This is a genomic window from Sphingomonas sp., assembly GCF_019749955.1.
Taxonomy (GTDB): Bacteria; Pseudomonadota; Alphaproteobacteria; order Sphingomonadales; family Sphingomonadaceae; genus Sphingomonas.
Genome location: NZ_JAIEPC010000009.1, coordinates 59,580 through 80,545 on the forward strand (window position 1 = coordinate 59,580; position 20,966 = coordinate 80,545).

Genomic DNA, 20,966 nt, shown 5'->3' on the forward strand with positions numbered 1-20,966 from the left:
AGCCGACATGGTGTCTGACTCGAATGTGCCAATCGACCAGAAATGACTACCAGAACAAGCAGCGCGGAGCAATACGCGGACTGCGCTAAGGCCAATCGCCGAAGGACGATCACCGCCAGAAACTTGGCGCTTACATGCCACGAAAATCTTCAAGATACTCTGATGCTGGCCGCACGCCGGTGAGCAGAAGGTGCTCGCGGGCACGCGTGCAAGCGACGTAGAGCAAGCGTCGCTCGGTCTCGTATATCTCGTCGAGCTCAGCCTCGTCAGCGGCATCGGCGACACGCTCATCGAGGGGGAGGATGCCTTCGTCGCAAGCCATGACGACGACGGCCCTGAATTCCAATCCCTTCGCAAGATGCATCGGCACCGTCGTCAATTGTTCGGCAGCTTCCAGATCGCTCATTGCAGCACGTGCTCGTGTGACGAGTTCGGGCGTTCTAACGAAGATGCCGATCTCGTGCGCTGCAATGCCGTCAGCCAGCCATCCGCGCACCGCCGCTCGCACTGCGTCCTGCTCGGCTTCCACCGAAGCGAAGCTCTCAACCAACGGCGCTGGCCCGTCGAAGACCGAAACAATGCCGCGCCGCTCATCCGCGATACCATCGACATCGCGCAGCACGGCGGGCAACAAGTGGTCGGCTGCCTCCCGGATCTGCTGTGAGGTGCGGTAGCACACCTTGAGCGTGTGCGACCGACCCCGAACGTCCACCCCCAGGCTCGACCACGAAAAGGGATGCTGGAAAATCCGTTGGCCCATGTCCCCAGCGAGGAAAAGCGCGTCTGACCCGGCGGGTGCCAAGGCGGCGAAGAAGCGCAGCTCAGCCGGTGCCAGATCCTGCGCCTCATCGAGGATGATATGGTCGAATGGCTTGTGCGGTCGATCTGCCAGGACCTCCGCCAGCTCGGTGAACACTTGCGCCCAAGTCGTGTATCGCTCCGCGACTAGCGCCGACCGCACTGCCTCAAACACGGGCCATAGCCGTTCGCGCTGGTTCGGGCCGAGCCGGCTCTTGCGCCCCATACGTTGGACAGTCGCATAGGCGTCGAAGGTCGGAATCCCCCACGCGTCAATGACGTTCGTCCATTCTGAAAGGAGGAAGCGGTCCGAAAAGCCCTTGAGTTGCACTGCTTTCGCTGCCTCCCCCAAGCGATCGCGCAGCACCATATCCGCAATGATACGCGGTCGGACACGATGCTCGAGCTGATACATCTGCTCGGCGATGTCGCGGAACGACGCGGTCGTAATTCGTGGCACGATGGCGCCCGTTTCCGGCGCAAGCACCAACAGCTTCTTCGCCATGGCATTGGCAAGCGGCTGGGAGAAGCTCGCGAGCAGGATGCGTGCATCGGGGTTCTCGCGAGCCAACCGCACAGCCCGGTGGATCGCGACGATCGTCTTGCCAGTGCCCGCCGATCCAGCGACGCGGGCGGGCCCGGCAAAGCTGCGGTCGGCCAGATCACGCTGAGACGGGTGGAGGAATACGCCCCACTTTTCCCAGGGAAAGGCCAGCGCCTGCTCGAGCTCGTCATGGTCAGCGATCGGCCGGATACGACGCAGCACATCGGGATGCGTGAAGGGGTCTGCCGTGGCCGGCACTGCTGCGGGCAGCGGTAGCGCGCCGGTCGCGGCGTATTCCAATAGCGCCTCGGACGCCTCGGCGGGGAGGTGCTCGGCAAGCGCGAAGAAACCATCCTCGGTCGCCGCACGCACATCGGCCAGCCAATCGGCAGGAACGCCGATCGACAGCAGCGCATCGTCGTCCAGTGCCGCGAACAGCGCGGGGGATGTTTGAGCCGGGGCCGGGTTGGCATCAGGATAGATGAAGTCGAACGATTCGGGGCGGGCGATCTCCTCCACCCGCTCACGCACTTCGACGATCTGGACCGCACCGGTGCGCGGATGTGCCTCGATTCGCCGCCTCTCTGCCCAAGCATAGGCATCGTCGTGATGATCGACATAGGCGACCAGCATCGACTCGCCGGTCCTGTGGACGATCAGTCGCACGTCGCGATTGACCCTCGCCGACCAGAAGTTCGGATCCTTGCTCTTGTCGATGCGGTGGAGTTGAAGGCCGTTGCCGCTCGGGTCCATTTGCAGATCGAACACGCTCGCCTTGACCGCCTTCTGATCCGGGGAGGACAAGCGGCTGAATGCGGCGGTGAAGGTGTCGGCGATGAGGAAGTTCATGATTGCTTGATCGTTCGCGTAGCTACGATCTCTCCACCACGCCTGTGTTCGACGACGACCGTTTTGTCAGCCTGTTTGTATTTCTCGCGTGCCCGTTTCGCCGCCTTCTTTTCAGCGTTGGAAATCTGGAGCTTCTTTTTCTCGCCCGTGGCGAGGGTTCGAGCTCGGTCGCGTTTTTCTTTCTGAGACAAATGGGCGTCCACATTAGTGGCCTGCGTGAGCTTGTTTGGTGACGCGCCCGTGAACGCGCCGGCAAAGCTAATGACCGACGAGCCGCCAAGATAGGAGCCTTTACCCATCTAAACCCCAAACACTTTCATCACCTCATCGCCGAAGTGATTGATGACCTTCACCGCGATTTTTCCGCCCGCCGGCCGGTCGAATGGCCTTGATGTGTCCGCATACAGCGTCGCCCAGGCGTCCTCGTCGATCTCGGCCTGCAGCGCGGTCTTGAGGCTTTTGTAAGGGTCGTTCGCCCCCAGGAAATAGGCGTGCCGGACGAAGAAGCTCTCTTCGTTGTAATCGGTGTCGATGAACCAGGCGGCGATGCCCTTCGTGTCGCTGGAGCGGATGTCGCCGGTGTTGGGATCGAACACATCGACGCCGTTCACCTTGACGCGGATCGTCGTGCCGCCGTCGTCGATGACGTCGACGTCGGGCTCGCCAAAGACGACGAACATGTTGCCGCGGCCGGTGTTCTTGAGTTCCTCTGACATATGCATGTCGGGGTTGATCCGCGCCTTCAGGATGGTGAGGCTGCCGAGCTTGTCGAGCTCGGATGAATGGGCGTCGAAGTTGAAGGCGCAGGCGATCAGCACGTCGAAGCGGTTGTCCACCGCCTCGCGCGCGGCAGCGACCAGGTCCTGCCGACCTACGGTGCCGTATTCAGGACCAATCAGGATTGCGGCGCGGCGCTCGGGTCCATCCTCGCCCTCGATGAACGTCGCGGCGGCGCCGATGAAATTGCCAGGCCAGGGCGCGATGCTCTCGAAGGTGATGCGGTCGCCTTTAGCCTGCTGCTTGACGCCCTCTGCCTTGAGATATTCGATGACGATCCCGGCGAAGTCGGTGCCGGCGAGATCAGCGTCGGAGGCAGAGCGGTTGCCGTCGGCAGCGTCGATCGTTTCGATCAATTCCTGCTCGCTTGCCGGAAGGACGCGGTGCGGCGACAGGCTTTCGACCGTGAACGGCCCGGCGACGCGGACGCGAGCGGGATCGGTGTAGGGCTTATCGTAAAGGTACTCGACATCTGCGCGAGCGACGATGCTGGCGTCGATCTCACGCTGCCGAGCGATGCGCGCTTCCCACCATTTTGTATGCGGCTCGGTGGCGCTGGGCGGGGCGGTGGCTGACAGCTGTCGCGGAATCTGCCATTCATCCCAGTCTGCGCTGGCCGCGGCGTTGAGCTCGGCGCGCAGCGGTTCCAGCATCGCCTGCCACTTCTCCCAGATGTCGTCGATCAGCGGGTTGTTGGCGATCGATTTGAGCGTGATGTGCGGCACCCGCTCATAGACGAAGCCTTGCCGGATATCGTCGTGGGTCGGCGTTTCGGGCGGCACCCTTTGGGTGAGCACGGCTTCCTTAGTGCGACCCTCGCGGCTGTCGGCGAGCAGATACCAAGGATAGCGCGCCGCCATCAACCGCGTGCGGGCGAGCGCTAGCGCAACGCGGCTGGTGTCTATCGTGATCCAGCGTCGGCCCCATTGCTCGGCAACGATAGCAGTAGTTCCCGAGCCGCATGTCGGGTCGAGCACGAGATCGCCGGGATCTGTGACCATTTGAATGCAACGCTCGATGGCCTTCGAACTTGTTTGAACTACATACACCCGTTCGACCGCGAACGTGCTTTCCATTGTGTCGAGCCAGATCGGGGTAAGCGGAGTATAGGAGCTCTCATCGAGATATTTTTTGAAAGTAAGCGTTTTACCCGCCAAATAAAGCCGGCCAGAAATACCTACTCTAGGCATCGATTGAAGAGATACTTTCCAGTGGTTTCCTTTGCTTGGCCTACAAATTATTCCGTTGAAAGAGAACGCCTGATCCTCTTTTGACGCCCCATCAGACATCATTGGGGACATTTGAAACCGGCGACCGTCAGGGAAATCAACCTCTCCTCGAAGTTCTTTTTTTGAAATTCCGCGACAGACGCCGTCAGGCAATTCAATATTTCCAAAACCGGAATCAACTGCCGCATCGCTTCGATTGGTCAAAAGTCGGCGAAATTTACCAACCTTCTTATACTTACAATACCAAAGAATATTATCCGTAATTCCGGAAATGAAGTCTCCGGACATCGAACCCGTCTTCTTAAACACAATATTCGCGACGAAATTATCGGTGCCGAAAACTTCATCCGTTACTGTCCGAACTCTATGCACATTTTCGTCGCCGATCTGCACGAAGATCGATCCACTCTCGGTCAGCAGGTCGCGCATGACGGTCAGGCGATCGCGCAGATAGGTCAGGTAGCTATGAATGCCGTCCTTCCAGGTGTCGCGGAACGCCTTCACCTGCTCGGGCTCTCGGCTGATGTCGGCCTGCTTGCCGTCCTTCACGTCGCGCGATTGGGTGCTGACCTGCCAGTTCGAGTTGAACTTGATGCCATAGGGCGGGTCGAAATAAATGCACTGAACCTTGCCCTTCAGGCTCTCGCGCTCGGACAGGCTGGCCATCACCTGTAGGCTGTCGCCCAGGATCATGCGGTTCGACCAATGCTGATCGTGCTGGTAGAATTCGGCGCGCTGATCGGGCTCGATGCCATTGAAATCTGCGAACAGGTCGGGCGCGTCGGTGGTCGCCTCGCGCCGCTCGGCTGTGCGGCGTTTCAGGTCGTCGATGATCGCCTTGGGGTGGATCTTCTCCTGAATGTAAAGCGGCGGCACGTTGACGACGAGATCGGACCAGTCCTGTCGATCCTTGCCGCGCCAGACGAGCTGCGCGTCGGACAGGGTGAGTGTGCCGGTCTCGGCAAGCTCGGTGGCCTGGGCATCGGTGATCGTGATCCGTGCCCCGTTCCAGATGATCTCGGGCACGCTCGGCTCCTCCTCGGTGCGGGTAGTGCCCGGCGCGAGCGGCCGGGCGCGGGGATAATGTTTGGGGGGTAGCGGGGCTGAATCTTCCTCCCGCCGGAAAAAGCTTTCCATCTCCGCCGTCGGGATATTGCGGCGCGTGGCGGCATCATGCTTCAGCGCATCGACCGATTTGGGGGTGCCGGGCTTGCGGGCCATCAGTCGACATCCCCATCGACATGTCCCGCCGCGGCAGGCGGCGGCAGTCGGGCCGGTTGGGCTGCGTCGATGCGGAGGCTCGCATCGAACTGGTGCATCAGCTGAACCACCTGAACCGGACCCATTTCCTGCTGCATTCGCCAGAGCTTCTGAACGAGGTCGATCCGCTTTTCGAGGTTCTCCAGCTTCTTGCCCTCGACTTCCTGCGCCACCTTCTCGGCCTCTTGCAGGACGAGCTGGATTTCGGCTTCGAGCTTCAAGTTTTCCAGTCCCTTTTCGCGTAGGCGCTCGCGGACATTCTCAAGAAACCTCGCTGTCATGTCCTTGGCCGTGTCGCCGACCGACGCGCCGGTGCGAATGTCGATCACCATTTTCACCAAGTCACTGAGCGCCGACATGATCTGGGTGCGCAGGGCGTTGCTCTGCTGCACGATTGCCGGATCGGCATGGTAGCGCATCGGATCGGTCACCGTGATTTCGCGCTGCCCTGCGGCGATCTGCTTCTGCACCATCAGGAACGTGTCGATGATCAGGTCTGCCGCGCGCAGCGCCTGAGGGGTGTTGATGAAGGTGACCACGCGGGCAACCCCGCGCTCGGTAAACACCCAAGGCTCATACCTGCGCCCGCCATGCTGCAATCTTGAGGTCGGATCCTGCGACCTCAAGTTGTCGAACTCGGCCCTGGTGAGCTGGAACCGATGGCGATCATCGAGCAGGTCGGCGTTTTTCTTCACCCGTTCGTTGAACCGTTTCGTGTCCATGCTCAATGCGGCCGCGAGATCGGCATCGACGATCACGGATATGCCGCGAAAGTGCCGAATCTTGCCAACGTCATCGTTGGCGGCCACAGGGACACTCATGGCTCGACCTCCCATTTTGAGGTCGCAGATTGCGACCTCAAGCGCGCGAATGCCGCCTGATAGGCTTTGGTCTGCTGGTCGAGCCAGTCCGCCATACGGTCCCAGTTCGCCACATCGTGAGGATCAGTGTCGAACCGCGATCCCAACGCAATTTCCAGCTTTGCATTCAGTTCGGAAACCAGTGTGTCGAAATGCGGCCTCACCGCGACTTCGAGCTCCTCATCCGACCCACCGCGCGGCGGGCGGACGAACACACCGACCCCGTTGCGGGACAGATATTGCACGAGCAAAAGATCGGTGCCGGGCAATGCCGCCCAGCGCGAGCTGGCTGCTCCGGGCGTCCCCTGGTCGGGATAACGTGTGCAGAAATGGGTCCAGAACGCCAAGCGATGCTTGCCGAGTTCCGAGCGATCGCCTTCGGTCGCGCGCTTCTTCTCCGATACCTGCCGATCCCAGTTGTTCGGCCGCTCAATCACCTCGAACAGCGGGGCGAAGGGAGAATCCGCAATCCGAACGACGCGGATGCGGACCGCGAAGAACGCAAAAGGATCGACCGTATGCTCGTTCAGCCAGCGGATTGCCGACAGATGCTCGTCGCGGAATGATGGCGCGACCCAGATCATCGTCTGCGCTTCAAGCCCGGCGAGATAGGTCATGATCTGGCCGAGATGCGTGTGGTCCGATCCTTCCAGCTGATTTTCGATCAGCACCACGCTGTCATCGGCAGCGTTTCGAGCTAAAATGTCGGCGCTAAAGGTGCCGACCCGCATTTCGGTACCAGTCAGCTCAAGCGGCATGCCGATGACGTCGGCCAGTCGGTCGAGGTTGGCTGCCAGCCAAGGCGTGAACCGATGAGCTTCATGCGTCCACGCATCACGAAGCGCAACGTCGGTTAAGGTGGCGAACAAAGGTTCGTCGCTCATTTGCCAACCCCGTTGATCAGCTTTTGGACCAGCAGCTTGAATTCATCGTCGGTCGTATAGGGATCGGTGAACTCAGCAAACGCCCAACGCCCATATCCACCAAGCGCGTTGACACCAGGCACCCACATCTCGCGCGTCGTCAGCGCCTTGGCCTTGTCGCTTTCGTCGCGTTGGCCCTTCATCTCCAGCACGAGGTGCAATGGCCCCGCGCCGGTGTCGAGACGCACGAGGAAGTCGGGCACATAACGCCTCATTACGCCCCCATCGAGATAGGGGATTTCGAAACCGAGCGCTTGGTTCTTGGCATAGGCAAGCACGCGAGGATGCCCCTCGAACGCTTGAGCGAGCGCCACCTCCCAGCTCGAATCCTTGACGACGTGGCTGATCTGCGAGCGTGGCGGCTGCGCGCCAGTCTTCCAGCATTCCTTGGTCGTGATGAAATTGACGTGCCGTGTCGATCCGCTCGGGTTGTAGGGATCGAGCACCGCGACGACATGGCCGCCGCCGCCGCGCGTGCACGCGATGTCGATCTTCTCGGCCGCGCGGGCGAGCTGCTCCTGATAGAGGATCGCGCCGATCGGCACGCCCTTCGTGACGAGATACCCCTCGTCGATCCAGCGGCGGGCGAGCCGCTGGATCTGCGGGAAAAGATGCTGCTTGGGAAATCCGTCCTCGTCGCGGAAATGCGTGTAGAGCAAATGCTTGGCAAGGTTGAAGCTGATCTCCGACGGGCGCAGCTGCGCCAGCACATCGGGCGTGATGATGACACCGGCGCCGACGATGCCTTCCATCGTCACCGAGGTCGGGCCAATGTCCTCAGGCGTGATGACGAGGCGGCTGTCTTCGTCGAACTGCGCCTCCAGCCGCTCTGACGGCAGCTCGCGGCGATAGCCGCTGACGCGCGGGAAACGGATTTCAAGTTCGGCGCGCTCAGCGATCGCATGGACGCGGGTGACCGGCTTGGGCGGCTTGGGATCGACCTTCTGGGGCGAGCGCGCAAAGTCGAACGGGATGCCCATGATATCGGCATATTCAACGTCGAACAGCCCGTCCTTGTTGAGCTCGTAGGACTGACGACGAAGGCCGCGGCCGACGACCTGTTCGCATAGCAATTGCGTGCCGAAGGCGCGGACTCCGAGGATATGGGTGACAGTGTTGGTGTCCCACCCCTCGGTCAGCATCGAGACCGACACGACGCAGCGGATCTGTTCGCCGAGCCGACCTTCGCGCCCAACGGTGTTCATGACCTCGCGCAGCAGGTCGCTTTCATTGACCTCGCCCTTGACCGCGGCGGCGCCCTCGCGCGCAGCGAGTTCGCGCTTGAACTGCTCGATCTCGGCCGACGCGGCCTCCTTGAAGCCCTTGTCGAGCGCCTCGCCCGCTTCGAGCTGGCGGGAATCGATCAGGAGCGTGCGCGGGCGGGGAAGCCGGCCGCCATGCTCGTCATAGTTGCGGAAGAGCTCGAGGTGGCCTGCGTGGAAGGCAGCACGCTCGCCCGCCTCGGCATCGCCACGCTCGAAGCCGGCGATCCACTCGAACACCAGCTTAGATATGGCGGTGTTCTGACAGACGACGATAAACACCGGCGGGACGCCGATCCCGGCCTTCCGCCAGCGCTCGAATTCGCCAGCGTAATGGCTGTAGAGCGAATTGAGCGCGGTGAGCAGCAGCGGGTTGAGGTCGAACGGACTGAGCTTGTTGGCGCCCGCCGCGGATTTCGGCATCGACTTGCCGATGTGTTTCCACAGGTCGCGGTAGACCACCGTGTCGGTCTGCACGAGATTGTCGGTCACCGGCACGCGCGGCAGCTTGACGATTCCGCTCTCGATCGCGTCCATCAGGCTGAAGTCGGACACCACCCAAGGAAACAGCGTCCCCTCGTTATAGCCGGAGCCGCGCAGGAAGAACGGCGTCGCCGACAGATCGTAGACGGCGCGCACGCCGCCGCTGCGCTTGCCCTTTTTGAGCTGCCGGTCGAGCGCCTCGATGCCGTTGATCCACAGACGCGCGGCTTCCTCGTTCTGTTCGGCTTCCTTCTTGTCGTCGCCGGTCAGGGCGTCCTCGGCGTCGCCGCCGACTTTGTGACGATAACAATGGTGCGCCTCGTCATTGATGACGTTGACGCGGTCGAACCGGAGGAGCTTGTCGCACGCGCGCTCCAGCATCGCGGCGTCGGTCTCGATGGTCCTGACGGGCTCTGGATCGTTGCCCTGCAGGAAGCTGCGCGCCGCCTTCGGCATCGACAGCGTCTCGCGATGCTGAAACGCATGGTAATTGGTGATGACGATCTCGGCCCGTTTGATCTCCAGCAGCATTTCCGGCGGCACGATCTCGCGGGTATCGTAATAATTGCCCGGCTCGCTAGGGAGGAGGACGCGCAGCCGGTCCTTGATGGTGATGCCCGGCGCCACGATCAGAAAGGCGCGTGAGAAATCCTTCGATTCCTTGCGCGCGGCGTTAATCGCCTGCCAGGCGATCAGCATCGCCATGACGGTCGTCTTGCCGCTGCCGGTCGCCATCTTCATCGCCAGCCGGAACAGCGCCGGATTGGCTTCCTCATTGTCCTTGGCGATCTGGTCGAGCAGACCACGCGTCGCTGCGCGACGCGGCGCGACCTCCGTCAGCCAGATCATCGTCTCGACCGCTTCGATCTGGCAGAAAAATGGGTGAGGTCCCGCCCATTGCTCTCCTGGCCGGCGCCAATGTTCGAGCAAACGCTGCGTGGCGGGCGTCACGCCCCAATCGCCCGGGTTGGGGATCGCGCGCCACGCATCGACATAGCCGCGGATCTCGTTGATCTTCGCGTTCTCGGTGTAGGTCTCAAGATCAAGCGACGCCTGCGCGGCAGCAGCCTTCTTCCGCGAGGCCGGCACTGGCACGATGAACTTCGACGGACGCCGTCCCGAGATCGGCTCGCCCTCGATCGGCTGGCCGGTATCATCGAGCGGGTGATAAAGCGCCGGCGGCTCGTAAGGCGAGTTCAGAATCGGACGTTCGTAGAAACTGTTAGTCACCGACACCTACCCCCTGACACCCTTATTGTTCGACCAGGCGTTGGTTTGTCAAAGCGGAATGGATCGCCCAAGTAGCGATTTGACAATACTTGACCGTAACGCTGCTGTCCGCCACGCTGATTGATCTCAGGCCTTCTTCCGCGACACGCAGCCGTTGGCCGATCCGGTCCTCGACCGCTCCGCCAATGGCAGCAGCTGCAGAGGGGCTGGATGAAGGTGCGACGTGACGTCGGGCATGACCTCGATCATCAACTTCAGTCGCTTGGCGAGGATCACCTCACCGCCCTTCTGATACCAAGCCTTGCTATACTTTCGCGGCCCCATGCCCTCGCGAGCGTGCCCCATGATATCATCGACCTGAAGCTGTTTGGCGTCGCTGTCCTCGAGCGCGCTGCCGCCCGCAGTGCGCATAGAGTGCAGATCGGCGCGCTTGCCCTTTCGCGTGCGCAGCAACGGCTCGATCTCGTCGACATAGGCGAGAAGATAGCGTCCAGCGCAGGCGTAGAAGCGGTTCCCGCCCTGCTTCGTGTGTTCGTCTTGATAGAGTTCAGGGAACACCATCACGTGTCCATCGGCGGCGATACGTTCAACATACCTCTGCAAGCCGAGGCGCAACAACTCGGAATGAAGGGGTATCATACGCATCCTTGAAGACCGTTTCAGGCCACCCGGCGTCTCGCCGTCCTTGCTGCGGGTCATGTTTGCGCGGATGATGACGTAGGGGACCTTAACGTCAAAAACGAAGTCCGCACATTCCAGCCCGCACGCTTCCTCGCGCGCAACAAATGTAAATGCCATGATCAGCGGTGCCCAATAGGCTGCATCCTGCCAGACCGTGCCACCGCCTAGCAGCGCCGCCTTGAACCGCTTCATACAACCGCCGCCACCGGTATAGATCGGCGAGGAGAAGGCAGCGCGCAGGTTCTCCTCGGTCCACGGCATACGGTCGGGGTCATTGATATCTTCCCTCACGCCGGCGCTATGCTCATTGAAATTCATGATGGGTGCGCCTCCGAGCTTTGGCTTCCAGGCGACCTTGGCAAGCTGACCCGCCACCCGCGACATCGTGGTCAAGTCGCGATTGAGGGTGCGCGGCGACCGCTTCTCGGTGCCTTTAGCTGGTGGCGTTTCGGCCAGCACCTCGGAAAATGGACGGCTCATCGCACCTGCTTTAGGCGTGCCCCACTTGAACGTCTTGGGCAGGTGAGCAAGCGTCTGGGCGTATAGCTCGGCGTCTGCCGGCCGATAGTCGCACAGCCGTTTGTCGCCCGCGATCCAGGCGAATGCCCGCATCGCCGTGCGACGCTGCGCCATATCCTCATTCCAATCGCCGGACCGCTGGATCGCAGCGATCGTCGGCTCGATGATCTCGCTGAAACGCCGCGTGTCGATCGTGAGATAAGGGCAGTCAGCCACGTCGGCGGTTGATGTCGGTGGACTAGGACTGGAGGCTGAAGTCGGCGCGACGCGCATCGCCACGACCGCGTCATCATCAAGCAGACGGGACAGCGGGTCGCCTGCGGACGTCGCCAAAGGATGGCCGATCAGCAGCGCTCTGGCTTGAGCTTCTGCCTTGGCAAGCAAGATCTGAACGCGAGCATCGCGGATCGTTCCGCCGTTGAACGGCGCGTTGATCGCCGTGAGCGCCTTTTCAGCCTCCGTTTCTGCGGTCGCCTGCGGCGCGACGACCTTGAGCATCAGCACGACGGCGCGACGGTCTTCGTCGGAAAAGCCATTGGTATGGGCGTGCAGCAAATCTGCCGGAACGCAAGTTGCGTCAGGCTCGAGGCGGGCAGCGATACGATATGCGGCTTCGAATACCCGGGGGGTCCGCTCGTCCACGTCGCCACCGTCGAACCGTGCGGCGGTCGCCAAACCCAGCTCTTGATCAAGGCCGCGCCGGAACACCGCGACTGCTTCGCTGGCGGTCAGATACCCGCGGCTCGCCTGGACGCTCGTGATCATTGTCGTCGCCTCCCATCTTACCGACAGCCGGGCGGCGAGGCGGCGGGCCTCGACGGGATCGGCTGTTCCCAAAGGGACGATTATAGGACGGCTGACCAAATTTCGCACGTAGACGCGGCGGCGGTAGTGATACCGCGCGCCACGCCTGCACAAATAGCTTGTCTTCGCCACGCTCGATCCCCGGCGTCGCGCCCGGGCGAGCTGGTGATGCGAGGGGACGTGCGGCGGCTGGTGCACTGCTTGGTGCTACAGCCGTGTGCCTCGCGGGCTCGACCGGACGCGCGCGATGGCGGAAAAATGTGGGTTCAGCGCAAATGTGGAGCGGGTGAAGGGAATCGAACCCTCGTCGTAAGCTTGGGAAGCTTCTGCTCTGCCATTGAGCTACACCCGCATGTCCAGAGCCCGCCGGTACCGTTTGCGCGCGGATCGACCCGGGACTGGCCGAGCGCCTTTGGCACATCCGCCCGCTCTGGGTCAATCGGGGTGGGCCGCCGCTTGCCACGCGCAAGCGGCGGTCCCTGCCGCGATCAGAAGCGCAGCTTGATCGCGCCGCGATAGCTCTGGTTCTGCACGTCGCTGCGGGCTGCCGTGGTGTCGGCTGACAGCGACAGCTCCATATTGCCGGCGGTGTAGGTGATGCCACCGCTCACTTCGAACCAGTTGCGGTCGATGCCTGCCAGCAGGAAGCGCGCATCCGGCCCGCTGCCGCCCACGAAGTTCGCGAAAACGATGTTCGGGCGTTGTTGATCAAATTCATGGACATAATTGGCGGACACGAACGGCTTGAACGCGCTGTCCTTGGAACCGGTGAAGTTGAGGCCGGCGCGGCCCTGCACCGACGACAGGTCGGCGCGGGTAAAGGCCAACGCGGGGCCGCCACCGGTTTCGGCAACCCTGCCGAAATCGATGAAGTTCGACCGCACCGACACGCGCGGCGCGACGTTGAAGAAGCCGAGCGCGATCGTGTTCTGGAACCCGACTTCGCCGCCTAGCGCAAACGCGGCCTTGTTCGCGACCAGCCGATAGTTGGTGCCAACAAAGCCGACGTTGCGGATCGTCGTCGAATCGAACAGTCCGGCATTGACTTGCCCGTCCATTGACCAGCCGCCGCCCAGTTCGGTCCGCGCATAGAGCGTGCCCTGATACAGGCTGCCGCGCGCGCTCTGGGCAAAGCCGGTCACATTGCCTCTCAGCTCGGTGTAACCAAACGACAGGCCGATAATGCCGTCGCCCAGGTCCTTTTCGATACCGCCGACGATGAAAAAGCCATTGAAGCGATCACGCGCGCCGACGGGGGTCAGCAGCCGTCCCGGTGCGCTCGACCCTTCGACATAGCCGCCGGCCAGATAGACGCCGATGTCATCGGGCAGATTGGCCTTTTGCACGCGGGTCTCATTGCTGTCGCTCTGCACGGGCTGGCCGCCATTGAGGCTCGCCGCGCTGGCGGCGGCGACCTGAATCGGCTGACCGATCACCGCGATCGTGCCGCCATGCGACACCGACGGATCGAACTGTGCAAGCCGGTCGCGGTGGAAGCGCGCGTTGTTGTCGACGACCGTCGTCGCCATGCCGCTGAGCAGCGCTTCGCTGCGCGGCGCGAGACCATCGAGCGTCGCCCGGATCGTCGCCGCATTCTGCAAGTCGAGCGGGCCGTAGATCGCATCGAGCGTGCCTGCATTCACCCGGTTCTGATCGAGCAGCTGCGCATAGCTTTGCTGCACCGGCGAGCCGTCAACGACGTTGCGGTAGAGCCCCGGCGTAATCGTGAGCTGGACGCTGGTGGCAGTGTAGGTCAGCGTCGGCGTCAAGATCGCACTGAGCGCTGTCGGCGTCGCAAATCGATTGGTGACGCCGTTCTGAGCGGTCAGGATCGTATAGCTGTTGCCCGCCCGCAGCGTCGTTGCCGAAAAGCTCACGTTCACCGCGCCGCCAATATTGGCGATACCATCGCCTGCGATACCGTTCGACACGACGGCGATCCGGTCAGACATGCCGCTCCCGCCGAGATCGACCAGATAGCTGTTGCCCGAAGTCAGGATGACATTGCCGCGGAACGTGAGCGTGCCGAACGACCCGGCGTTGCCCGACATGCCGGGCGAGATCACGCCGAGCGCACTGGTAAAAAAGGGCGTGGTGATCGTGCCGATGCCGTTGAGGCCGCCGACCCGCAGGAAATAATCGCCGGACGTTGTCAGGCTGCCGTTGACTTGCAGCGTGCCGATCGTCTGCGTCACGTCGATCAGGCTGGTGAGCGAGCCACCCGCGTCGATGTTGAGCCGCGCGCCCGCACCGTTGAGCGTGAACCGGTCGATTGTCACCGCCGTGTTGAGCGTGGTGGTGCCGTTGGCGGCGAGCGTCACGTCAAAATACCGCCCGAGTGCCCCCGTAGTGCGGACCGGATCGACGTTGTTGGGCACGAAATTCGTCGCGCCCGGCAGGCCGTTGGCGATCGTTGCGGGTGGCAGCGCGGCGCCTGTTCCGGTTGTCTGGCTTTCGAGCACGGCGTCGCTACCGCCGCCGAGTACACCGGTGCCGGGTTGGCTGAGCGGCGACGTAAGCGTCAGATCGGCGCGGCCATTTGTCAGGGTGGCGACATCGTCGGTGCCGATCGGGTTGCTGTTGACCGTCTCGACATTGGTGCGAACATCAAGGCAGTCGCTCAACGTCGTGTTCTGGAAGCAGATCTGGCCGAACGCACCGCTGACGTTCGTGGTGCCACCGCCGAGATCGTTGGGCACGCCGTTGATCAACTGACCATTGGGGCCAATGATCTGGTAGTTCGGATCGAGGCTGGTGACCCAACGCGTCGGATCGGTCCAGTTACCATCGCCCGCCCGCGCAGTAACATAACGGTACGGATTATTGGCCGCGATATAGTCCCAATAGAGGTACAGCGGCTGATAGAAGCTGTTGGAGCCATAGCCCTGAGCCGGCTGACCAGTGAAGAAGCGGCTGAAGCCGCCCGACAGCACGCCGAGCACAACTTGGCGCGCAAAAGTGCGGTCGAGGATCAGCGGGCCGCCCGAATCGCCCGGCGCGGTGCCGCCTTCATTGGGCAGCGCATTGTCGCGGAAGCTGTTGAAATCGAATCGGCTCGCCGCCGCCGTGCCACGGCGGGGATCGTCGAAATCGATCCAGTAGAGATTCTGCGGCAGCGGCCCGGTGGCCGTGCCGAAAATGAAATTCTGGAAACTGTCGAGCGAGGTAAGACCGCCGAGCGTGTTTTCGGCGATGCGACGGCGGAAATCGATACCGCCATTGGCGCCGGTTTCGCCGGTGCCGTTATTGCCATAGCCGGTGATATTGACGTGATAGCCGGTGCCCGCCGCGCCGATCGTGGCCGGCGCAGGCAGCGGCGAGAGCAGCAGCGCCCAAGTCGGGATGCCGACCGCCGGACGATCGAGCGTGCCGAGCGCGATATCGGCGTAGAGGAAGCCATTGCCCGGCTCGGTCGAGCGCGGATTATAGACCACCTGATTCAGGTTGTAGAGAAAGGCTGCCGGATTGCTCGCATAACGGTTGGCGCCCGCGAACAGCCATTGCTGCAAAGCCGAAAGGTTGTTGTTCGAAAAACCGATGCTGACGGCAGTACCGGTGCCACCGGGCCCGGCGCGGCCATAAGTGGTCGCCGCCGCCGAATTGACGCAGTGCGCGGCAAACAGCACCGTACGCGGGTTGATCAGCGATGCCGTGCACAGCCCGATCGCGCCACTGCCATTGCCGGTGTCGACGACGATCTGGCCGACGCCGGTGATGTTGACGGGGTCGCGCGCGGTCGTGGGCGTGCCGGGATTGGCGATCTGCAGATAGGGATCGGGCACCACCACATCGACGCGCGGGCCATCGGTGTGCGCTTCGAGCAAGGCGCCGCCGACATCGACGCGTCCGGTATCGTCGGATGCAGGGGCTGCGCTGGGCACCGGCGAATCAGCAATCTGCGCCTGCGCGACACCGCCCATGGCGATACCGATACCGGCGGCGCTGGCGAGCAGATATGGGCGGAACCGGGCGACTGCGGCGGCAGTGGTGATCATGAGTTACATCCCTTTTATGTCCTTCAGCGGCGGCGCTGAAAGATTGTCAGACGCCAATCCGTAATTTCTGCGACAAACAGGTCAAGGGGCGCTACCATAAAATACGCAAATCGCTGGCAAGTGAGACTTAAATGCCACCATTAGCGACGCCGCGCCCGGTTGCGCTCAAATCGGCGATCAGCCGATCAACGACCTGATCGACCAGCGCGGGGTCAGTCGCGCGCACCACGAAATTGGCGCCGACCTTGCCGTCGCGAAAAAACGGATAGCTGCCGATCGCCACGCCTTCCTGCGCGCGCTCGGCCTCGCGCAGCAGATCAGCAACTTCGCTTTCGGCGACCCAGCAGCCGATCGTGCGCGAGACCACGGGCTTGCCACCCTCAAGCGTGCCCGTCAGCGCGTCGAGCATCCCCGCCGTGATATGCGGCACGCCCGCCATGATGAAGATGTTGCCGATGCGAATACCCGGCGCGCCCGACACGCGGTTTTCGATCAGGTCGGCACCATCGGGCACGCGCGCCATCCGCTTGCGCGCTTCACTCAAGCCGCCACGCGTTTCATAATAAAGTTCGAGCACCGCCAGCGCGCGCGGATGGTGGACGACCCCTACCCCCAAAGCCTCGGCAATTGCATCGACCGTGATGTCGTCATGCGTCGGCCCGATCCCGCCCGTGGTGAACAGATAGTCGTTGCGCGCGCGCAAAATGTTGACCGCCTCGACGATGGCGTCGGTGCGGTCGGCCACGACGCGCACTTCGGCGAGGCGAATCCCCTGAACATTCAGCCAGACCGCGATCTGCGCGACATTCTTGTCCTGGGTACGCCCCGACAGGATTTCGTCGCCGATGACGACGATAGCGGCAGTCCAGATGCGTTCGGTCATGCGCCTTGCGATAGAGCCAACGTGCGCCTTCGCCTAGACTGAACCTTGTGCGGTGGCCCCTCGCAAAATCGCCGCCGCTTCGCTATGTATCCGCGATGACCGACTATCTCACCGTCACCAACGCCGACACGCCGATGGCGCGCACCGGCGCGATCAAGCTGCACGGGCCGGAAGGCTTTGCCGGGATGCGCGCCGCCGGGCGGCTCGCCGCCGAAACGCTCGACATGATCGTGCCGCATGTCGTGCCGGGCGTGACGACCGGCGCGCTCGACGACATCATCCGCCGCTTCATCGTCGATCACGGCGGCGTGCCCGCGACGCTCGGCTATCGCGGCTATACCCATAGCTGCTGCATTTCGATCAACCATGTCGTCTGCCACGGCATTCCGGGTGACAAGTCGCTCAAGTCGGGCGATATCGTCAACATCGATGTGACCCCGATCCTCGACGGCTGGCACGGCGATTCGAGCCGCATGTATCTGGTCGGCGATGTGCCGTTGAAGGCGCGGCGGCTGGTCGACGTGACCTATGAATGCCTGATGCTCGGCATCGAGCGCGCGCGCCCCGGCAATCAACTGGGCGATATCAGCCATGCGATCCAGCACCATGCCGAGCGCCACCGCTACGGCGTGGTGCGCGATTTCTGCGGTCACGGCGTCGGTCGCCTGTTCCACGACGCGCCCGAAGTCGTCCATGTCGGCCGCCCCGGCACCGGGCCAGAACTGCGCCCTGGCATGTTCTTCACGATCGAACCGATGATCAACATCGGCCGCCCCGATGTGAAGCTGCTCGACGACGGCTGGACGGCGGTGACGCGCGACCGGTCGCTGTCGGCGCAGTTCGAACATTCGATCGGGATTACCGAAACCGGGTGTGAGATTTTCACGTCGAGCCCGACGGGACTGGACAAGCCGCCTTATTGAGCGCGTTGACTGATCGTCGCCGCATAAGCCGCAGGCTCGCAACCAAAGCGCGACCGGAAGGCGCGGGAAAAGCTGCTCGCACTGTTGTAGCCGACATCGGTGACAACCCGCTGCACGGGCTGTGCGGCGCTGCGGAGCAGCTCGGCTGCGCGTAACAAGCGCAGTTCGCGCAGAATGGCCATCGGTGAACCGCCCAGCGCTTCGCGGAAGCGCTTCGAAAAGGCCGATCGGCTGAGGCAGGCAATGTCGGCAAGCGATGCCAGGCTGTGCGGCGCCTCAATCGTTGTGACCATCGCGCGAAACGCGCGCAGCACCTGCGCATCGTGCAAGACGCGCACGCGATCGACCCAGTCTTCCTGAGTCGCCACCGCTTCGCGCAGCAAGCTGATCAGCAGTTGCTGGAGCAGCGCACGAACCATCGCCCGTCGGCCAAGACCCGGCGCCGCGAACTCCTTGAGCATCAAGCGCATCAATGCCGCCATCGATTCACCCGCGAAGGGCTGGACCGCTGCCGTGCGCAATCCCGCAAACAGCCCTTTCAGCGCGGGATCGAGCGCGACAAAATGCCCGCACACCAATTCCATCGCCGACGCACCCTCGCCTGCCGTCCAACGATCCACACGGTGCGCGAGCGGTAATGGCGGCAGCGTCACCTCGACAATCTGGTTGTCCGGGATGACCCCTTGCTCCCCTGGCTGCTCGATTCGCCAGGCATGGCCGGGCGGCGTGATCAGCACGGTGCCGACGGCCAAGGCCTTTGGCGGCGCGCCTGCGACTGAAACCCAACCGCTGCCCTTCGTCACATAATGAAGGCCGACCGCCGGCGACGCGGTAAAGGCCAGGCGCCAGCCAGGCGCCACGACGCATTCGGAAAAAGCGATCGGGTCTGCCTTCAAGCTGTCGAAAAGCTGCTCGAGCGCGGCGGTAAATTCTGGACGTTCGGACAAGAAATAAGGCCCCCGGTTGCTGCTCGCAACGTTATAAGCGGTTTTAATGGTGGGCTTAACGATTTTGCAATTTTCAATCAAAGTCAACAACAGGGATCCTAAGGCAATGAAAATATCGATGAAGATGCTCATTTCCTTGTCAACTGCCGCGTTGTTGGTTGGCTGTAATTCAAGCCTTGATGCTAAAGGATCAGCAAAATCCGCCGAGCTAACATCATCTGTGGCGCGGTATCTGCCGGAATTTACCGATAGCGGTGATTTAATATTGCCCAAAAACTTTGAACGCTGGATCTATGTCGGCTCGCCATTGACGCCCAACGCGCTCAACGGTGGCAAGGCCAATTTCCCCGAGTTCCACAATGTTTACATCGAGCCCGGCGCCTATGACATCTATTTGAAAACGGGTGTTTTTCCCGAAGGCACGATCATGTTCAAGGAATTGCAGCTGACCCTGCCGCAGCAGCATCCGGACGGATCACGCGACGAGCCATCGGGACGCGGCTATTTTCCGGGCAAGCTCAACGGCGCCGATGTCTCGGTCAAGGACAGCAAACGCTTTGCCGCGACGCATGGCTGGGGCTATTTCAACTTCAACCACAGCGAACCCAAGGCCGCGACCGGCAAGTTAAAAACAGCGGCTGAATGCGCCGATTGCCATACCGCCAACGCCAAGAAGGACATGGTCTGGACGCAATTTTATCCGCGCCTTGACAAATGATCCCACCCGCCATACGCCCCATGTCGGCGTCGGGCTATTGAACGCGGCCAGTCGCCGCCGCGCGCCCGATGATGTACGAATGCGGCGGGCCGGGACTCAACGCTGTGCCGACTCGCCGACTTGGCGTGTGGGTGCGAACCAGGGAGACCAATTGATGAAACGCCAGCCGATTGCGCCGCTTGTCGCGGCACTCGCGTTCGGTGCGCTGGTTGCGGCGTGCTCGCCGACCGGCTCCTCGCCGGTTGCTGACAGTGGCGCCGACCCTGCCGGCGAGATGCACGTTCCCGGCAATTATCGCGACAGCTATCAGTATCTCGGCACCTGGGCAGTTGCTGCCGACAAGGCGCCGGGATCGCAGCAATTGCACATCGTCTATGCCTCGCCCGGCGCCGCCGCCGCGCATCGGGCGACCGGCCATTTCCCCGACGGCACGACGCTGGTGAAGGAAGTGTTCGAGGCAACCACCGGGCCGATGACCACCGGCACCGTCAGCCATAGCGATAAGCTGAAGGGCTGGTTCGTCATGGTCAAGGACAGCAAGAACAGCCACCCCGGCAACAAATTATGGGGCGATGGCTGGGGCTGGTCGTGGTTCGACGCGGACAAGCCAACCAAGACCTCGTCGACCGATTACAAGACCGATTGCCAAACCTGCCACCTCCCCGCCAAGGCCAACGACTGGACCTATGTCGAGGGCTACCCCGTGCTGAGAAAATAACCGGGACCCGGCGGCCGGCCTTGACTGGCCGCCGGACGTGCGTCGACCGCCCAGCAATGCGGCATTCCCCCCGACGCTGCCCAACAATTAAGCAACCGCAATCCCCCGCCGTCCTTTGCGTCAGGCGCATTGCCGCCTGCGCATGCATCTGGCACGATCATTGATAGCAGTCACAGATCAAGCAGCGGCGCCGCGCGCCGCGCGAGGGGGACAGAAGTGAAAAAGATCGAAGCGATCATCAAACCCTTCAAGCTCGACGAGGTCAAAGAGGCGCTGCACGAAGTCGGCGTGTCGGGCATCACGGTCATCGAAGCCAAGGGCTTTGGCCGCCAGAAGGGCCATACCGAACTCTATCGCGGCGCCGAATATGTCGTCGACTTCCTGCCCAAGGTGAAGCTCGAAGTCGTGGTCGAAGATGCGCTCGCTGCGCGCGTCGTCGAGGCTATTGCGGCGGCGGCGCACACGGGCCGCATCGGCGACGGCAAGATCTTCGTGATCCCGGTCGAAAGTGCTCTGCGCATCCGCACCGGCGAGCGCGATGAAAACGCGATTTGACGCGCTGC

General features: G+C 62.4%; 14 protein-coding genes, 1 tRNA gene and 1 pseudogene. 4 read left to right on the forward strand and 12 right to left on the reverse strand.

Going from position 1 to position 20,966, the window contains the following annotated elements; all coding sequences use genetic code 11:
• Positions 1-130: 130 nt before the first annotated feature.
• The 11 genes and pseudogenes from K2W81_RS02435 to K2W81_RS02480 all read right to left on the reverse strand — a co-directional run bounded on the left by K2W81_RS02435 (position 131) and on the right by K2W81_RS02480 (position 17,097).
• On the reverse strand, positions 131-2,191 hold the full coding sequence (locus K2W81_RS02435; RefSeq protein ID WP_294100960.1) for a UvrD-helicase domain-containing protein: 2,061 nt from the start codon (positions 2,189-2,191) through the stop codon (positions 131-133).
• Positions 2,188-2,490 carry a hypothetical protein gene (locus tag K2W81_RS02440; RefSeq protein WP_294100962.1) on the reverse strand — a complete coding sequence of 101 codons (303 nt, stop codon included), beginning with the start codon at positions 2,488-2,490 and terminating at the stop codon, positions 2,188-2,190. The genes K2W81_RS02435 and K2W81_RS02440 overlap by 4 nt, the downstream gene beginning before the upstream one ends.
• Positions 2,491-5,418: a site-specific DNA-methyltransferase gene (locus K2W81_RS02445; RefSeq protein ID WP_294100964.1), complete on the reverse strand. Its 2,928-nt coding sequence runs from the start codon at positions 5,416-5,418 to the stop codon at positions 2,491-2,493.
• Positions 5,418-6,278, reverse strand: coding sequence for an ORF6N domain-containing protein (locus K2W81_RS02450; RefSeq protein ID WP_294100965.1), 861 nt, complete (start codon positions 6,276-6,278; stop codon positions 5,418-5,420). Before K2W81_RS02450 ends, K2W81_RS02445 begins: the two co-directional genes overlap by 1 nt.
• Positions 6,275-7,201 carry a hypothetical protein gene (locus K2W81_RS02455; protein WP_294100966.1) on the reverse strand — a complete coding sequence of 309 codons (927 nt, stop codon included), beginning with the start codon at positions 7,199-7,201 and terminating at the stop codon, positions 6,275-6,277. Before K2W81_RS02455 ends, K2W81_RS02450 begins: the two co-directional genes overlap by 4 nt.
• Positions 7,198-10,215, reverse strand: a complete 3,018-nt coding sequence (locus K2W81_RS02460) for a BPTD_3080 family restriction endonuclease (protein ID WP_294100967.1) — start codon at positions 10,213-10,215, stop codon at positions 7,198-7,200. Before K2W81_RS02460 ends, K2W81_RS02455 begins: the two co-directional genes overlap by 4 nt.
• Positions 10,216-10,341: 126 nt before the next feature.
• Positions 10,342-12,180, reverse strand: a complete 1,839-nt coding sequence (locus K2W81_RS02465) for a hypothetical protein (RefSeq protein ID WP_294100969.1) — start codon at positions 12,178-12,180, stop codon at positions 10,342-10,344.
• An 18-nt stretch (positions 12,181-12,198) separates the two neighbouring features.
• Positions 12,199-12,417, reverse strand: a pseudogene (locus K2W81_RS16445) (DUF6538 domain-containing protein); the annotation flags it as partial.
• An 80-nt stretch (positions 12,418-12,497) separates the two neighbouring features.
• Positions 12,498-12,571, reverse strand: a tRNA-Gly gene (locus tag K2W81_RS02470).
• 136 nt (positions 12,572-12,707) lie between these two features.
• Positions 12,708-16,214, reverse strand: a complete 3,507-nt coding sequence (locus K2W81_RS02475) for an autotransporter domain-containing protein (protein WP_294100971.1) — start codon at positions 16,212-16,214, stop codon at positions 12,708-12,710.
• 127 nt (positions 16,215-16,341) lie between these two features.
• Entirely contained in the window at positions 16,342-17,097 is a 756-nt protein-coding gene (locus K2W81_RS02480) for a molybdopterin-binding protein (RefSeq protein ID WP_294100972.1), read from the reverse strand.
• A gap of 95 nt (positions 17,098-17,192) precedes the next feature.
• Between K2W81_RS02480 and map the strand changes: the two genes are divergently transcribed.
• Positions 17,193-18,020, forward strand: coding sequence for a type I methionyl aminopeptidase (gene map, locus K2W81_RS02485; protein ID WP_294100973.1), 828 nt, complete (start codon positions 17,193-17,195; stop codon positions 18,018-18,020).
• Here map and K2W81_RS02490 read toward each other — a convergent pair.
• Positions 18,014-19,099 (reverse strand): AraC family transcriptional regulator, encoded by a 1,086-nt coding sequence (locus K2W81_RS02490; protein ID WP_294100974.1) that lies wholly within the window; start codon positions 19,097-19,099, stop codon positions 18,014-18,016. The genes map and K2W81_RS02490 overlap by 7 nt on opposite strands.
• On the opposite strand from K2W81_RS02490, the gene K2W81_RS02495 reads away from it, so the two are divergent.
• The 3 genes from K2W81_RS02495 to K2W81_RS02505 all read left to right on the forward strand — a co-directional run bounded on the left by K2W81_RS02495 (position 19,086) and on the right by K2W81_RS02505 (position 20,958).
• Complete coding sequence (locus K2W81_RS02495) at positions 19,086-19,685, forward strand: cytochrome P460 family protein (protein WP_294100975.1); 600 nt, start codon at positions 19,086-19,088, stop codon at positions 19,683-19,685. The two genes, K2W81_RS02490 and K2W81_RS02495, sit on opposite strands and share 14 nt — an antisense overlap.
• Positions 19,686-19,839: 154 nt before the next feature.
• Complete coding sequence (locus K2W81_RS02500) at positions 19,840-20,403, forward strand: cytochrome P460 family protein (RefSeq protein ID WP_294100976.1); 564 nt, start codon at positions 19,840-19,842, stop codon at positions 20,401-20,403.
• 216 nt (positions 20,404-20,619) lie between these two features.
• Entirely contained in the window at positions 20,620-20,958 is a 339-nt protein-coding gene (locus K2W81_RS02505; protein ID WP_294100978.1) for a P-II family nitrogen regulator, read from the forward strand.
• Positions 20,959-20,966: the final 8 nt, after the last annotated feature.

Coding starts and splice junctions, on each gene's coding strand:
- K2W81_RS02435 (WP_294100960.1), bottom strand. CDS start 2,191: ATGAACTTCCTCATCGCCGACACCTTCACCGCCGCATTCAGCCGCTTG.
- K2W81_RS02440 (WP_294100962.1), bottom strand. CDS start 2,490: ATGGGTAAAGGCTCCTATCTTGGCGGCTCGTCGGTCATTAGCTTTGCC.
- K2W81_RS02445 (WP_294100964.1), bottom strand. CDS start 5,418: ATGGCCCGCAAGCCCGGCACCCCCAAATCGGTCGATGCGCTGAAGCAT.
- K2W81_RS02450 (WP_294100965.1), bottom strand. CDS start 6,278: ATGAGTGTCCCTGTGGCCGCCAACGATGACGTTGGCAAGATTCGGCAC.
- K2W81_RS02455 (WP_294100966.1), bottom strand. CDS start 7,201: ATGAGCGACGAACCTTTGTTCGCCACCTTAACCGACGTTGCGCTTCGT.
- K2W81_RS02465 (WP_294100969.1), bottom strand. CDS start 12,180: ATGATCACGAGCGTCCAGGCGAGCCGCGGGTATCTGACCGCCAGCGAA.
- K2W81_RS02475 (WP_294100971.1), bottom strand. CDS start 16,214: ATGATCACCACTGCCGCCGCAGTCGCCCGGTTCCGCCCATATCTGCTC.
- K2W81_RS02480 (WP_294100972.1), bottom strand. CDS start 17,097: ATGACCGAACGCATCTGGACTGCCGCTATCGTCGTCATCGGCGACGAA.
- map (WP_294100973.1), top strand. CDS start 17,193: ATGACCGACTATCTCACCGTCACCAACGCCGACACGCCGATGGCGCGC.
- K2W81_RS02495 (WP_294100975.1), top strand. CDS start 19,086: ATGAAGATGCTCATTTCCTTGTCAACTGCCGCGTTGTTGGTTGGCTGT.
- K2W81_RS02490 (WP_294100974.1), bottom strand. CDS start 19,099: ATGAGCATCTTCATCGATATTTTCATTGCCTTAGGATCCCTGTTGTTG.
- K2W81_RS02500 (WP_294100976.1), top strand. CDS start 19,840: ATGAAACGCCAGCCGATTGCGCCGCTTGTCGCGGCACTCGCGTTCGGT.